Genomic DNA, 15,120 nt, shown 5'->3' with positions numbered 1-15,120 from the left:
CTGATCTTGCGTCAATACACGAAGTGACGGGCAAGACGATTCGGCCGACCGGTGCCGGGCCGCACCGGCTCTGTCTTCCTTGCGCGTTTCGCTCCGAACGGCAGCGACATCGGCGATTCGCTCCAGGCATCGCCTTTGGTCGGCGCACAGGGTGCGTCAAGCACGTAAAAAAACGCAAAAAATGATCCGCTGACCACCCTCCGCGCGATTTTCAAGCAGCAGAAACGCTAACATCTGTGGTAAGACTAGGGGTGGAGCGGTTCTGAAGTGCGGGCGGTCTGGCGTACCATTGCCTAGGTGATGGTGCGATGTGCCGGGTAAAGAAGACGAATTCTGCGGTGGAATAGCTCTCTAGAAACAAACTGGCTCGATGCAGCTCTCCGCGGGCATCGGTCTGGAGCTATGTTTTGGCGGAGACGAGAAGACAGAATGGGTAAGGGTAAGGATTTCCGCCCGCCGCGGCGGCGTGGCGGATTTGATGACGACATGATGCCGTCGTTCGACATTCGTCCCGAGCGGCCGGCGCGCAGTTTCGGCGGTCCTTCGCCGTATGACAGCGCCCCCCCGGCCGGTCCGGTGGTAGAAGCGACGGTATCCTGGTTCAACCCTGAGAAGGGTTTCGGCTTTACCGCGCTTACCGACGGTTCGGGCGACGCCTTCCTGCACATCGGCCAGTTGCAGGCGGTGGGTCGTGACAGCGTGCCGCCGGGTGCGACGCTGAAGGTTCAGGTGGCCCAGGGCGCCAAGGGCAAGCAGGTTGTCAAAGTGCTCGAGGTCGATGAAACGACAGCGACGCCTCAGGCACCGCGTGCTCCGCGTCCGGGTGGCTTCGGTGGTGGCGACCGTGGTCCGCGTCCGGGTGGCTTCGGTGGTGATCGTGGCGGCTTCGGCGGTGACCGCGGCGGCTTCGGTGGCGATCGCGGCGGCTTCGGCGGTGGCGGGTTTGGTGCGCCGCGTCCTCCGCGCCGGTCGGTCGACACCTCTTCGGCGACACCGCTCGACGGTACCGTCAAGTGGTTCAACCCCGAGAAGGGCTTCGGCTTCGTGGCCGGCGAGGATGGCGGCAAGGACGTGTTCGTCCATATTTCCGTCCTGCAGTCGGCCGGCATGGGACCGCTGACCGATGGCCAGCGCGTTGCCATGAAGATCGTCGAAACCCCGAAGGGGCGCGAGGCGGTCGAGATCAGCCTTCTCGACTGATCGCAACGAAAAGCCATAGTTCACGGGCGGCGGCACACAGCCGCCGCCCGATTTTTTTGTCGCGAACGCCGTTGTCTTGCCTTACCCGCCGGCCTGCCGACAGAGATATCTGACAGATTTCCAGGGCCCGTCGGTCATCATGACCAGTCAGGGCAGGCGCATGACGAACAGTTTGCGCGTTGTCTCCACCACCTCCCAGATGCCGGAGAACCCTGGGCGCAGGATGAAACTGTCGCCCGTTCTCAGTATGCGTGGAGTTTCCTTGCCGGTCTCGTGCACGATCGAGACGCCGGAGAGGATGGAGCAGAATTCCCACTCGTCATAGGAGATGCGCCAGGCGCCGGGCGTCGATTCCCACACACCGGCGTAAAGCTTTTCGGCATCGCGCTCCTCGACGAGCCAGGTCCGGCTCCTCGGATTGCCCTTGATGATTTTGTCGGGATCGGGGCCGCCATCCTCCGGCTCGACCGCAGTGAGATCGAAACCGAGAAACAATGCATCGTCTTCCATGGCGAGCCTCCCTTCTGCCGGCAAACCGCCGGACTTTTGGGCTTCCCTCAACCTATCCCGTAGGTGCGGGTAGCGTTGCGGTGAAACAGCTTCTCCCGTTCCGCTTCGCTGGCGCCTTCGACAAGGCGGTATGTGGCTTCGATCCAGTCGGAAAGCGAGGCGCGCTGCGCGGACCAAGGCCAGTCGCTTCCCCAGACCACCCGATCCCACCCGAACGCCTCGATGGTCGTCTCGACCACCGGCCTGAGATCGTCCACCGTCCACCCCTCGCCAACCGTTCCGATGACGCCGGATACCTTCGCGACAACGCCGGGGCGACGCGCGAGCTCGAGGAGGGCCGTTTTCCAGGCCGCAAACCTCTCCGGCCGCGAGGCCGAACCGCCACCGCAATGATCAAGCACGAAGGTGACGCCAGGGCAGGCATCGACAAGTTCGGCGGCTATACCCAGTTGATCGAAGCGCACGCAGATATCGAAAGTGAGTCCGGTGCCGGCGAGGCGGCCGACATTCTCGCGAAAGATCGGCGCCCTGGAGACGTCATCCGGCACGACATGCAGGATCCGGCGGAAGCCTCGGATGAACGGATCGGCGCGCGCCCGATCGATCCGGTCGGCAAACCCGGCCTGTTCGGGCCGAGCGTTGGAAATGCCGGCCCGGATGCGGCGAGCGGGATCGCTGGCGAGATCGCGTATGAACTCGGTCTCGCGATCGAAATCGGCCTCGATGACGTCGACTTCCATATGAAGGCAGTCGGTGACGCCGAGCGGATGCGCCTCGGCGGCGTAGAGCTCGTAGGTCCAATCGTGCGCGGCGAGCACCGGCTCGCTCCCCAGCCAGGGATAGGTTAGGCCACCTCGATAGACGAGGTGCAAATGGGTATCGATCAGGCGCGTCGGAACACTCATCGGTAGCCTCGAGCGGGCGGGGGCGATGGTCGGCTATGGCCGAACAGTAAAGGAAAAAAACGACCTCAGGACCCCGACGAAGGTTGCAAGCGCGGCCGATGGGCCGGAGATCGATTGGCGCTTTCCCGGCATGGCCCTCCTGGGATAGAAGCGGACACCGCATGTTTTACGGGATGCCCCTCATGAAACTCATTCGACATGGTGCCGCTGGCGCCGAAAAGCCGGGTCTCGTCGACGCCGCCGGCCGCCACCGCGATCTCTCCGCCCATATCGACGATCTCTCCGGCACCGTGCTCGCCAAGGCCTCGCTCGCCAAGCTTGCCGCCATCGATCCCGAAAGCCTGCCGCTGGTGCCGGAGGGGACGCGCCTCGGTGCGCCCGTGGCCGGCACCCGCAACTTCATCGCGGTGGGTATGAACTATGCCGATCATGCCGCCGAGACGGGCGGTACGGTGCCACGCGAGCCGCTCCTGTTCAGCAAGGCGCCCAACTGCATCGTCGGTCCGAATGACGACATTCTGATCCCCCCTGGAGCCACCAAGCTCGACTGGGAAGTGGAGCTCGCCATCGTGATCGGCGAGACCGCCTGGCAAGTCGAGGAAGCTAACGCCTTCGACCACGTTGCCGGCTTCGTGCTGTGCAACGACGTCTCCGAGCGTGCCTTCCAGATGGAAGGGACCGGCCAGTGGCTGAAGGGCAAGAGCGCCCCGACCTTCGGTCCGCTCGGCCCGTGGCTGGTAACGCCCAACGAGATCGCCGACGTGCAAGCTCTCGCCATGGAGCTCGACCTCAATGGCGCGCCGCGCCAGCGCGGCAACACTGCAACCATGGTGTTCGGCGTCCGGACGCTGGTGTCCTACGTATCCCGCTTCGTCAGGCTCGACCCGGGCGATGTCATTACCACCGGCACGCCGCCGGGCGTTGGCATGGGCCGAAAGCCGCCGGAATTTCTCGCGGCGGGCGACGTGCTGCGGCTCACCGTGGAAGGACTGGGCGAACAGCGCCAAAGGGTGGCGACCTATTGAGCGACGCCAGTCTCTCACGCGGCGTCCGACAGCGACTGCATCAGTGACAGACGCGCCGATGAAAGATGAAGCCGGCAGGCAGCCTCGACGGCTTCCGGCCGGCGCGTCTTGAGGGCCTCGATATAGTCGAGATGCTCCAGAATTGCCTTGCCGTTGCGCTCGCGGGCGTTCGCCTTGTTCCACTGGTAGTGATAGTGGAAGACGATGGCGATGATGTCGTAGAAATCGATGATGAAGCGGTTGCCGGAAGCGTGCTGGATGAGTCGGTGAAGACGGTCATCGAGCTCGGAAAATTCGAGATAGCGGCTATCGATGTCGGCCAGCACCTCGATGTGGGAGAGACGAAGGGCCTCAAGCTCGCTCCAGGCCGGATCTTCCGGGGGCAGGCTGACGAAAGCTGCGGCTGACTTCAGCTCGAACATTTCCCGCACGTCGATCAGTTCCTCGGCGAATTGACGCGTAAAGCCTTTCAGCACCCAGTGGCTGTTCGGCCGCTTCTCGATCAGCCCGAACCGGCTGAAGCGGATCAGAAACTCCCGGACGGACGTCGTGCCGACGCCGATTTCGCGCGCAAGTTCCAGTTCGTTGATCTGCATGCCCGGTTCGGCGCCGCCCATCAGGATGCGTTTCATGAAGGTCCGCTCGATCACCTCCGACAGCGAACTCGTTTCATGCTCGGGAAAGTGGTCGGCCTTGACCGGCGACCGTTGCACCGCCTTTGAGCGCTTGTTCCACTCGATGAGGCCGGCTTCAACCATTTGCGAAAGAATGGAACGCACCGTCGTCCGCGAAACGCCGAGCAGGTTGCACAGTTCCGGCTCGGACGGCAGGCTTTCGCCCACCACGAGCAACCGCAAGCACCTGTTATAGGCATCCTTGAAGACGGTATTCTGCTTCGGCATGTTCACCTCATGTCCGGCCTGCCTGTTCGCGGGGCATGGCCGGCGGCCCTGTCGTCCGACGTATCCTGTTTTCTCGCCGCAAGCCGGCGCCGCGCGCCAGATGGCTCGATACCTTTCTATCGCTCGGCTCGGTTCGACGGGCTGCACATTATCGACAAAGAACACGGAACGAAACTGATCTTTCGGAACCCATGGGCCCTCGAATCCGGTCAGCGATCCGCCCCCCAGCGGGGCCGTGCCCTGGTGGCCGTGTGACGCCAAGACCCATGGGCACCGCCCCCACATTTGCCGCCTCAACCCGCCTATGGAATATATATAACCACAGCGCCAAACAAGTGAACATATGTTCCAATCTTGATATTCGCCAAAAGTCGATACTTACTCATAACTCATTGATAAAAATTGGTTTGGTCTAAATTGAAACGATGTGAAGCGTTCTGAGAACTAGAAAATACAAAGGATAGCTCGGACGCCGAAACAAGTTCGTTTCATTTTTACCTGAAGTGAGATAAGAAGCAGCTGTCCAGCTTCGGTAAGCGACGGCATTGGGGAATGTGGGCGGTGTCGACCAAAGGGTCGGTCGCTCAGGGCCTGCGGGCCTTGCGTCGTACGGGAGTTTCGGCTAGTTGTCATTTGTCGCTGTTTTTTATCGATAAAGTCCGATGGCTGAGGAGCAATGATCGGGCCTTGTCGAAGCGACGCTGATCTCGGGAGGATCACCATGAAAGCTGTTGGCATTACACGTCGCACGCTTGTCGCGTTGGCTGGCGCCGTTGCGCTGTCGGCCGTTGCCCCGGCCGCCGCTCAGGCGGAAGACTACACGATTCCGATCATCGTCAAGGACACCACCTCCTTCTACTGGCAGATCGTTCTGGCCGGCGCCCGCAAGGCCGGTACGGATCTCGGCGTGAACGTGCCCGAGCTCGGCGCCCAGTCCGAGGCCGACATCAACGGTCAGATTTCGATTATCGAAAACGCCGTTTCGTCCGGCGCCAGTGCCCTTGTCGTCGCGCCGACGGAGTTCAAGGCTCTCGGCAAGCCGATCGATGAAGCCGCCAAGTCCGTGCCGGTGATCGGCATCGACTCGGCCGCCGATTCCAAGGCCTTCACCTCCTTCCTGACCACCGACAACGTCCAGGGTGGCCGTATCGCCGCCGACGGTCTCGCCGCCGCCATCGGCGCCGCCAATGGTGGCAAGGTGGAAGGCGATGTGGCTCTGATCACCAACCTGCCGGGTGCGGGTTCACTCGAGCAGCGTGCTCAGGGCTTCAAGGAGCAGTTGGCCGCCAAGTATCCCGGCCTGAAGCTGGTGGCGGACAAGGTCGGTGACGGTCAGGCGACCACCGCCCTCAACATCATGACAGACCTGTTGACCGCCAATCCGGACCTCAAGGGCGTGTTCGCCTCGAACCTGATCGCCGCCCAGGGTGCCGGCCAGGCCGTCGCCGAGAACAAGCTGGGCGACAAGGTGTCCCTGATCGGCTTCGACAACGACGACAAGCTCGTCGGCTTCCTGAAGGACGGCGTGATCGACGCCCTCGTGGTTCAGGATCCCTATCGCATGGGCTACGACGGCATCAAGACGGCGCTCGCCGCCGTCAAGAAGGAGAAGGTCGAGGCCTTCGTCGACACCGGCGCCAACCTGGTAACCACGGCCAACATGAATGAGCCGCGTGCCCAGGAACTTCTGTACCCGAAGGTGAAGTGATCCCGGCTCCGGCGTTCGGGTGGTTCCAGATGGACCGTCCGGACGCCGGAGACGTCACGCCGGACTTTCTCCGGCGCTCCCGCATGCCGGGCCGTGCCCTGCCGCCGTTGCCGGTCGATACCGGCGCCGCGGACGTGGCCGTGGCGGCCGCATGCTTTGCATTTTCAACTGACGCGGGTCGATCATGGTTGGAACCAATCCCCACGGGCAGGCGGCCGAGGCCGCCATCGCCGCCGCGAGCGTGCCAATTCTCGAGCTGCGCGGTCTCGAGAAACGCTACGGCGCCACCCACGCACTCAAACCGGCCGATCTGGCCTTTGTCCGTGGCGAAATTCACGCCATCGTCGGCGAGAACGGCGCAGGCAAATCGACGCTCATCAAGCTTCTGACCGGCGTCATCACGCGCACGTCCGGCGATGTGTTCTGGGAGGGCCAACCGGTCGCCTTGGCAACGCCGCACGAAGCCATCGAGTTCGGCATCAACGCGGTTCACCAGGAAGTGGTGCTCTGCCGTCACCTGACGGTCGCCGCCAACATGTTCCTCGGCGATGAGGATGTCGGTTTCGGCTTGCTGCGCAAGGGCGAGATGACCCGAAAAGCGCAGTCGATCCTCGACGATCTGGGCTTTCAGCTGCCGGCGCACGTGTTGCTGGGCGACCTGACCATCGGACAGCAGCAGTTGATCGCAACTGCCCGCGCCTCCATTCGCGGCACCCGCTTCCTGATCTTCGACGAACCGACCGCCTACCTTACCCGGACCGAGGCGGCACAGCTCTTTGCGTTGATACGTCGCCTCAAGGAGCGCGGCGTCACCATCGTCTACATCAGCCATCGCCTGGAAGAGGTTTTCGAGCTGTCGGATCGCGTGTCCATTCTTCGCGACGGCACGCTGGTTGGGACGCGCGTCACGTCGGATACCAACGAGACCGAGCTGATCTCCTTGATGATCAACCGGTCGCTCGAGCAGATTTATCACAAGGAGTTTTTCCCGGCCGGGGAAGTGCTGATCGAAACCAAGAATTTCAGCGGCCCCGGTTTCCATGACGTGTCGCTCAGCGTTCGCGCCGGCCAGATCGTCGGTCTCTACGGACTGATCGGCGCCGGCCGCTCGGAATTCGTGCTGTCGCTGTTCGGCCGGCATCGCAAGACCGGCGGCAGCATCTTCTGGCAGGGCAAGGAGGTCGACATCCGCTCCGAACGCCAGGCGATGGACCTCGGCATCGCGCTCGCGCCGGAAAGCCGTCGCGATCAGGGCCTTTGCATCAACCTGCCGGTCGGCTTCAATCTCAATCTGCCGATCTTCCCGCATATCACCATGGCCGGCCTCGTGCCGTTTTCAGCCGATCGGCAGCGAGCCGAGAGACAGATCAACGACCTTCAGGTGAAGACGTCCGGGCGCGGTGCCTTGGTGTCGTCGCTGTCGGGCGGCAATCAGCAGAAGATCGTCATCGGCAAGTGGCTCAATCACGGCGCCCGACTGTTCATCTTCGACGAACCCACGGTCGGAGTCGACGTCGGCACCAAGGCGGAGATCTATCGCCTTCTGGCGCGTCTGCTCGCCGAGGGAGCCGGCATCATCCTGATCTCGTCCTACCTGCCGGAGGTCTACGAGCTCGCCGATGAGCTGCATGTCTTCCGACGCGGTGAGGACATCGCCCAGCACGCCTATCATACGGCGAGCCATGAGGAAATTCTGTCCGAAGCGATCGGTGTGTGAACGGGGAGCGTTCACCGGGGGGAAAAATACATGTCCACGGATACCAAGTCGGCGACAGTCGCCCGCAAAAGCAGCGCCAACTGGCTGTTTGGCCTGACGCTGCTGGGACTTCTGCTCGCCATGTGCATCGTGTTGAGCTTTACGACGAAGAGCTTCATGACCGAAGCCAACATCATGAACCTGATGCGCCAGGGGTCGATGATCGCCATTCTGGCCGTCGGCGAGACCTTCGTCATCATCACCACCGGCATCGACCTGTCGGTCGGCGCGGTGGTCGGCTTCTGCACCGTGATCGCCGCCTGGCTGCTGACCCACGACTTTTCCATCTTCACCACGGTGGTCATCACTTTGGGCGTGGGCGTCGCCATCGGCATGTTCCATGGCTTCGGCATCGTGCAGATGGGACTGCCACCTTTCATCATAACGCTGGCAACGCTGACCTCCCTGCGCGGTATCGGTCTTCTGATCACCAACGGTGCCACCATCAACATCGTCAACGACACCTTCACCGAGTTCTCGCGCAACGACTTCGTCGGGTTACCAAATCTGTTCTGGATGGTGATCCTGGTCGGCGTACCCGCCTACATCTTCCTCCACCACAGCCGCTACGGCCGTTACATTTTCGCCGTCGGTTCCAACATGGAGGCGGCACGCCTCTCCGGCGTCAACGTCAAGTTGACCGTCTATCTGGCCTATACCCTGTCCTCGACATGCGCCGCATTCGTCGGACTGCTGCTGGCCGCACGCATCGGCGTCGGCAACGCCATGCAGGCCGACGGTTGGGAGCTGCAGGCCATCGCCTCCTCGGTCATCGGCGGCACGTCGTTGTTCGGTGCCGTTGGCTCGGTGCACGGTCCGCTGATCGGCGCCTTCATCCTCGCCACCATCAACAACGGCGCCAACCTCCTGAACGTCAACTCGTTCTGGCAGCGCATCATCACCGGCCTCCTGATCATCCTGATCGTCTACTTCGACCAGTTGCGCCGCCGCCGCGGCTGAGGTCCGAGCAAGAGCACTGCCGAAAGCAGCGAGGCGGAGCCGTTGGCTCCGCCTCGTTTTTTCAGATCGTTGCCGAACCGCATCAGGAGGCGTGGGCCACCGCTCCGCTGGCGCTCGCTTCAAGCAGCGTCTCGAGATCGGCAGGTCTCAGCGGCTTGGAGAGCCAGGCGTCGAACAGTCCTTCTTCGCAACGCGCCCTGGTTTCCGGCAATGCGTCGGCCGTCAGCGCGGCGATCACCGGCTGTCGGCCATCGCGGTCGGCGATCATCGCGCGTATACGGCGCGCCGCCTCGATGCCATCCATTTCGGGCATGTGCAGGTCCATCAGCACGACGTCGAAGCTTCCACCCGACGCCAGCATGGTGGCCGTGGCCGTCAGGGCCTTCTGGCCATCCGCCCCCAGCGTGACGGCGTGACCGGCGCGTTCGACCAGGGCTCGGCCGAGCAGCAAGTTGATCTCGTTATCGTCGCAGAGCAGCACCGAAAGCCGATGCTCCGGCGGTGCCGGCTCCATGGCGATCGGCTCAGCGGCGGCGGCGAACTGACCGTGACCGAGGAGCGTTTCGATGACGGCGGAGAGAGAACGCGCCCTGACCGGCTTGACCAGATAGGCGCCGTAGCCGGCAGCTTGCAGTTCCGGCAGCATCGGCCGTTCGGCCGCACTGATCAGTATGCCGACCGGTGTCGTCGAGAAGGCGCGGATTCGCTCGATGACGGCGAGCGGATCGCCGGCGGCCGCGTCGATGAGAACGGCATCGGGCTGCCACGAACCGACGACTTCCTGTTCGATGTCCTTCTGGGTGGCGAGGGTGACGTCGGCGCCAGCATCGAACAGGCGGCGGATCAGGAACGGCCCCTCGATCAGCGCGTGCGACACAACGAGAATACGGCGGCCGGCGAACCGGCGGTCGGCCGAAGGAGAGGCCGCCAGCACGGGAAGCGGCGTCTCGTCCTTCGCCGCGAAACTGGCGGCGAGCAGGGCCAGAGCGGCTCGGGCGCCGACGACGCCATCGGAAACGGGCGCCTCGGCGGTATCGGCCACTTCGTGCGGAGGCAGTTGGACCGGAGCGTCGGAGCCGATGGAGGCACTAGCCTCGATCAGCGGAAAATGAAGCGCAAAGCCGAAGCTTGCCCCTTCGCCGGGCGCCGACACCAGGCGAATGTCGCCCCCCATCAGCCGTGTCAGCTCGCGAGCGATGGCGAGCCCGAGACCGGTGCCTCCGTGGGAGCGGGCCGGGCCGGGATCGGCCTGTTCGAACTCGCCGAAGATGCGCTGCTGGTCCGCCTCGGCGATGCCGATGCCCGTATCGCGCACCAGGAACGACACACCGACCGCACCTTCCGCTGCCTCCATCATTTGCAGTTCAATGGCGACACCGCCCTCGGCCGTGAACTTGATGCCATTGCCCGCAAGGTTGAACAGCACCTGGCGGACGCGGGTCGGATCGGCCAGGACAAGGCGATCGAGTCGCGGATCGATATAAGCCGCAAGTTCGATGCCCTTCATTTCGGCACGCGGCGCCATGAGCTCGACGAGATCTTCGACGATGGCGACGAGCGAAGTCGGCTCGAGCTGCAAGCTCAGGCGGCCCGCCTCGATCTTCGAGAAATCCAGAAGGTCCTCGATCAGCGTGAGCAACGCTTCGCCGGACGTCTCGACGGCGCGGGCGTAGGTTCGCTGCTCGGCGGACAGAGGCGTTTTCTGCATCAGCGCCGTCATGCCGAGTATGCCGTTGAGCGGCGTACGAATCTCGTGGCTGACCATGGCGAGGAAGCGGCTCTTGGCGGCGCTCGCCGCCTCCGCCTCGTCGCGGGTCTTTTCAAGCGCCGCTTCGATTGCCTTGCGTTCGGTGATGTCGCGGCCCAGCGTGCGAGTTCCGGTGATCCTGCCGTCCTCGACGATCGGCGCTTCCGAAAAGGAGAACCAGCGGGGGCCATCGACCGTCTCGATGCGGATATCGCCAACGAGGCGATTGGGGCCTTGGTGGACCACCGCATGGCCGGGCAGGGCGGCGAGTGCCGTCAACCGGCGGCGCAACTGCTGCCAAGGATCGGCACGAGGACGCCTGACATCGTGCGAGACGATGTCGGACGGCTCGAACAACTCACCGGCAGCGAGGTCTGCGGCAAAGGCGGAGTAGTCGAGGCCGACAAAAGCGCCGGGCGGCTGACCGAGCCGGGCGGTCGTCGCGGGGCTGGTGGATGTGATGCGGCCTGCCGTATCGCACCGGATGACAAGATCACCAAAACCGTCGCCTTCCTCGGCCGAGCCTACGGCGGCGTCATAAAGACGGCCGATGTCGCGCCGGGCCGATCGGCGCCCGATTTCGAACAGCGCACCGCCGCCAGCGACGGCCGCGATGCCCACCAGAAGCGACGGTGATGCAACAAGCGAAACGAGAACGGTACCGGTGGCAGCGGTCAGCGCCAGTGCTGCCGCGGTCACGAACAAACGGCGTCGCCAGCAAGCGCGCGACTTGGACAACCACCCGGCGGACGGGCGTGGCGACGAAGGGGCGTCAGGCGAGGCGTGCGGTTGGTCGGTCATGTCCGTCCCGAAGGTGCGGCGCGATCGTGCGACGCTCCCGGTTCGGAATGCGCCCACCCGGCCGCTTTCGACAGGGCACGCAAAGGCTAGGCTGGCAAGGTTGCCAATCGGTTGATGGCCAGCCGAAATTCGAGAATTTGCCAAGAATGAACCGGCTTTGCGGCTGCGGCGGCGCCACCACTGCAGGCATTCTGTCTCGGACTCGGCAATAACGGACGACCCTAACCCCGGAAGCCAATCACCCCGGCCATGCTGACATGCGACGGGATGCTTTCGGCCAGGCCCACCTTGGCTTGCTGCGGGCGGGTCAGGCGGCCCGAGCCTTTCGGTCGGAACCGGTACGATAGGCGAGAGCTTCCCCGACATGAAGGCGGCTAACACTGTCCGAACCGTCGAGATCGGCGAGCGTTCGAGCAACCTTGAGCACGCGGTGGTAGCCGCGCGCCGAAAGAGACAGCCGCTCTGCGGCCTGCTTCAGCAACGCCAGCCCGGCGCCATCGGGCTCGGCAACGCCGTCGATGACGGCCGCCGGCGCCGTGGCGTTGGTGACCGAAGACTCGAGACCGAGCGAGAGATAGCGTTCGGACTGGATGGCGCGCGCCGCCGCGACGCGGGCCGCGACCGTTGAAGATGGCTCGCCGGTCCGCCGCGCGCCGATCAGGTCGGATGCCGAGACGGCGGGCACCTCGACCGTGAGGTCGAAGCGGTCCAGCAATGGCCCGGAGATACGCTCCTGATATTCGGCGGCGCAGGCCGGACCACGACGGCAGGTGTGGCCGGGTGTGCCGGCAAGGCCGCAGCGGCAAGGGTTCATCGCGGCGATCAACTGGAAGCGGGCCGGGTAGGTGACGCGGTTGTTGGCGCGGGCAATGACCACGTCGCCCGTCTCAAGCGGCTGGCGCAAGCTGTCAAGCACGGCCGGATTGAACTCCGGCAGTTCGTCGAGGAACAACACGCCGCGATGGGCCAGCGAGATCTCGCCGGGTTTCGCCCGCACGCCACCGCCGACCAAGGCCGCCATGGAGGCCGAGTGATGTGGCGCACGAAACGGCCGCCGATCGGTCAGCCGTCCGTCGGCGAGCGTGCCGGCAATCGAGGCAATCATCGAGATTTCCAGGAGTTCCTGCGGCGTCAGCGCCGGCAGGATGGACGGCAGGCGGCTCGCCAGCATCGACTTGCCGGAACCGGGAGGACCGACCATCAACATATTATGTGGCATAAAAGTCGTTAGAGTGCCTCATAATGGCAGAAGGTTATCTCGCATGTTACCCACAGTGACGTTGCCCCTAGGAGTTATCCAGTTCTGAGTTCGTTTCCGGCGTTGGGTTTGTCCTGACGGACAGTGATGTCGGGCGTCGGCGCGGAGCCTTTCGTCTGGCGCAGCGCCAGAGCCCAACGGGGCGGGAAGGTCGCCGCGAACTCGGCCGGCATACGCCATCCGATCTAGGAATGAGGGATGATTCTACTTGCCACCTTCCTATGTGGTGAGCACAAAGCCGACCAGATGATGTGTTTGTTTTATATTCTAGTGCGGAATATCACCTTCGCCGAGGCTAATGCTGGCGCTCCCATTTCCGTCACGCAGCCAACTACACAGCGTATCAACTACCATTGCTCGCATGGTTGGCTTTCGGATTGCGCACTCCCAAACCACTGCCACTCTCCAGTGGGAGGCTTGAAGTGCCCTCTGGACGGTCTCGTCTCGCTCAATGTTTGCCTCGAACTTGGCATTCCAGAAATCCGTTCGAGTGGATGGAGATGTGGCGTAGCGACATCCTTCGTGGCGATGCCAGAAACATCCGTGCACGAAGACAACCGCGTTGTATTTCGGGAGGACAATGTCGGGCTTGCCCGGCAGTTTGCTCGAATGCAGGCTGTAACGGAAGCCGCGAGCATGGAGTGCCTTGCGCAACAACAGCTCGGGTTTGGTATCCTTGCCCCGGATTCCAGACATCATCCTTGAACGGATTGTCTGATCGACAATATCGGCCATTTGCCTCCTAGCCTTCCCTGACGGACCTGGTATACAGCCGCAGTTCAGAATTCGAGAGGCCCGGTATGCCCGCCATTTTCGGCGTTGTCGATCTTTTCGCAGGCCCTGGTGGACTGGGAGAAGGTTTCTCGTCCCTTGAAATCGAAGATCATTCGCCGTTTCGCATCGGTATTTCGGTCGAGAAGGAAGAGTCGGCTCACCGAACGCTGAGGCTGCGGGCCTTCTTGAGGCAATACCGTATTCGTCACGGACGGCTTCCAGACAGCTTTCTGGACTTTCATGCGGCGATCGGACGTGAGCCTGACTGGGTAGATGTAGACCGGGAGGCTTGGGAGAGTGCGGTCAGCGAAGCGCGATGCATCGCGCTGGGAACTACCGATGCGCGCGACGCCGTCGACAAGGCCATCCAAGATTTACGCCGGAGGGTTGACGACACGATCTTGATCGGTGGCCCACCCTGTCAGGCTTACTCTCTGGTAGGTCGCGCGCGTGCCAAGGGAAAACGCGACTACGTGCCGGAGAACGATGAGCGGCACTATCTGTTCAGGGAATACATTTCTGTACTTGATAGGCTGCGCCCGGCTGTTTTCGTGATGGAAAACGTCAAGGGCATGCTTTCATCGACCATTGAGAGCCGCCTCGTATTCGAAATGCTGATGGAAGATCTCGCATCGCTTGGCTCCGGTTCTGGGCGAGTTTACGAACTGCGCGCCATCCGGGTTCAGGATAGCCGTGCAAGTTTGTGTGAGGCACTTCAGCCGTCCGACTTCATTATTCAGGCCGAAGAGTTTGGTGTTCCCCAAAGGCGCCACAGGGTGATCATTGTGGGAATCAGATCCGATGTTGCTTCTGGTATCGAGGGAGCAAGCATTCCGGTGGCCCAGCGACTAAGGACCGTAGCCGATGTCATTGGAACGCTGCCGCGGGTACGCAGTGGCTTGAGCAGGATCGAAGACGGAGAAGATGCCTGGAGCTTGATTGTCGCCGCCGCAGCCGATGAGCTCGCGCGAGTACACGAAACGGACGGCGAGGCAGGCATAACTCTCGCTTTCAATCTAGTCGCAGCCCAAATGGAGGGAGAGATTCCCGCCCGCACCTCGTCGGCATTGCCGGACGGCTACGGAACTTCCTCTGATGCACTGTTGCAATGGTTAGAATGTTCGGAACTTCGGGCACTGGCTCAACACGAGACGCGGGCACATATGGCTTCCGACCTCGGTCGGTACCTGTTTGCAGCGGTATTCGGCAAGGTCAGGGGAGTTAGTCCGAGGGCTGCGGAGTTTCCGGCAATGCTGAGCCCAAATCATCGGAACTGGATGAGCGGGGACTTCAACGACCGCTTTCGCGTGCAGCTGGCAAACGAACCATCAACGACCATCACCAGTCACATTTCCAAGGATGGTAATTACTTTATCCATCCTGACGCTTCGCAATGCCGCAGCTTGACCGTACGCGAGGCCGCGAGACTGCAGACTTTTCCAGACGACTATCTTTTTCTGGGAAATCGCACGCAGCAATATGTTCAGGTCGGCAATGCCGTTCCGCCATGGCTGGCGCGGCAAATTGCAGGGCTCGTCTGGCAGGTCCTGAATACTCGACATCTCTGAATTTGT

Annotated in this window: 11 protein-coding genes and 1 pseudogene; 6 read left to right on the top strand and 6 right to left on the bottom strand. The window is 62.7% G+C overall.

Annotated elements, in window-relative coordinates:
- Window positions 1–429: 429 nt before the first annotated feature.
- Window positions 430–1,200 (top strand): cold-shock protein, encoded by a 771-nt coding sequence (locus QQZ18_RS18360; protein WP_284542402.1) that lies wholly within the window; start codon window positions 430–432, stop codon window positions 1,198–1,200.
- Between the two features lie 147 nt (window positions 1,201–1,347).
- On the opposite strand, the gene QQZ18_RS18355 is transcribed toward QQZ18_RS18360, so the two are convergent.
- Window positions 1,348–1,710 carry a cupin domain-containing protein gene (locus QQZ18_RS18355; protein WP_284542401.1) on the bottom strand — a complete coding sequence of 121 codons (363 nt, stop codon included), beginning with the start codon at window positions 1,708–1,710 and terminating at the stop codon, window positions 1,348–1,350.
- Window positions 1,711–1,757: 47 nt separating this feature from the next.
- On the bottom strand, window positions 1,758–2,615 hold the full coding sequence (locus tag QQZ18_RS18350; RefSeq protein WP_284542400.1) for an amidohydrolase family protein: 858 nt from the start codon (window positions 2,613–2,615) through the stop codon (window positions 1,758–1,760).
- Window positions 2,616–2,797: 182 nt separating this feature from the next.
- On the opposite strand from QQZ18_RS18350, the gene QQZ18_RS18345 reads away from it, so the two are divergent.
- Window positions 2,798–3,640, top strand: a complete 843-nt coding sequence (locus QQZ18_RS18345; protein WP_284542399.1) for a fumarylacetoacetate hydrolase family protein — start codon at window positions 2,798–2,800, stop codon at window positions 3,638–3,640.
- Between the two features lie 14 nt (window positions 3,641–3,654).
- Here the strand turns inward: QQZ18_RS18345 and QQZ18_RS18340 are convergent, their stop codons facing one another.
- Window positions 3,655–4,542: a GntR family transcriptional regulator gene (locus tag QQZ18_RS18340; protein ID WP_284542398.1), complete on the bottom strand. Its 888-nt coding sequence runs from the start codon at window positions 4,540–4,542 to the stop codon at window positions 3,655–3,657.
- 721 nt (window positions 4,543–5,263) lie between these two features.
- On the opposite strand from QQZ18_RS18340, the gene QQZ18_RS18335 reads away from it, so the two are divergent.
- The 3 genes from QQZ18_RS18335 to QQZ18_RS18325 all read left to right on the top strand — a co-directional run bounded on the left by QQZ18_RS18335 (window position 5,264) and on the right by QQZ18_RS18325 (window position 8,966).
- On the top strand, window positions 5,264–6,250 hold the full coding sequence (locus QQZ18_RS18335; RefSeq protein ID WP_284542397.1) for an ABC transporter substrate-binding protein: 987 nt from the start codon (window positions 5,264–5,266) through the stop codon (window positions 6,248–6,250).
- A gap of 184 nt (window positions 6,251–6,434) precedes the next feature.
- Window positions 6,435–7,967, top strand: a complete 1,533-nt coding sequence (locus tag QQZ18_RS18330; RefSeq protein ID WP_284542396.1) for a sugar ABC transporter ATP-binding protein — start codon at window positions 6,435–6,437, stop codon at window positions 7,965–7,967.
- A gap of 30 nt (window positions 7,968–7,997) precedes the next feature.
- Window positions 7,998–8,966 (top strand): ABC transporter permease, encoded by a 969-nt coding sequence (locus QQZ18_RS18325; protein ID WP_284542395.1) that lies wholly within the window; start codon window positions 7,998–8,000, stop codon window positions 8,964–8,966.
- An 82-nt stretch (window positions 8,967–9,048) separates the two neighbouring features.
- Here QQZ18_RS18325 and QQZ18_RS18320 read toward each other — a convergent pair whose 3' ends face one another.
- The 3 genes and pseudogenes from QQZ18_RS18320 to QQZ18_RS18310 form a co-directional block, all read right to left on the bottom strand.
- A complete protein-coding gene (locus QQZ18_RS18320; protein WP_284542394.1) occupies window positions 9,049–11,412 on the bottom strand; it encodes an ATP-binding protein in 2,364 nt (787 codons plus the stop codon).
- A gap of 409 nt (window positions 11,413–11,821) precedes the next feature.
- Window positions 11,822–12,727: pseudogene (locus QQZ18_RS18315) on the bottom strand (YifB family Mg chelatase-like AAA ATPase); the annotation flags it as partial.
- A gap of 312 nt (window positions 12,728–13,039) precedes the next feature.
- On the bottom strand, window positions 13,040–13,507 hold the full coding sequence (locus QQZ18_RS18310; protein ID WP_284542393.1) for a very short patch repair endonuclease: 468 nt from the start codon (window positions 13,505–13,507) through the stop codon (window positions 13,040–13,042).
- A gap of 65 nt (window positions 13,508–13,572) precedes the next feature.
- On the opposite strand from QQZ18_RS18310, the gene QQZ18_RS18305 reads away from it, so the two are divergent.
- A complete protein-coding gene (locus QQZ18_RS18305) occupies window positions 13,573–15,114 on the top strand; it encodes a DNA cytosine methyltransferase (RefSeq protein ID WP_284542392.1) in 1,542 nt (513 codons plus the stop codon).
- Window positions 15,115–15,120 lie beyond the last annotated feature (6 nt).

It is taken from the genome of Pleomorphomonas sp. T1.2MG-36 (genome assembly GCF_950100655.1).
Lineage (GTDB): Bacteria > Pseudomonadota > Alphaproteobacteria > Rhizobiales > Pleomorphomonadaceae > Pleomorphomonas.
The sequence above is the reverse complement of the archived record's forward strand: the minus strand, read 5'-3'. Positions and strand labels throughout refer to the sequence as shown.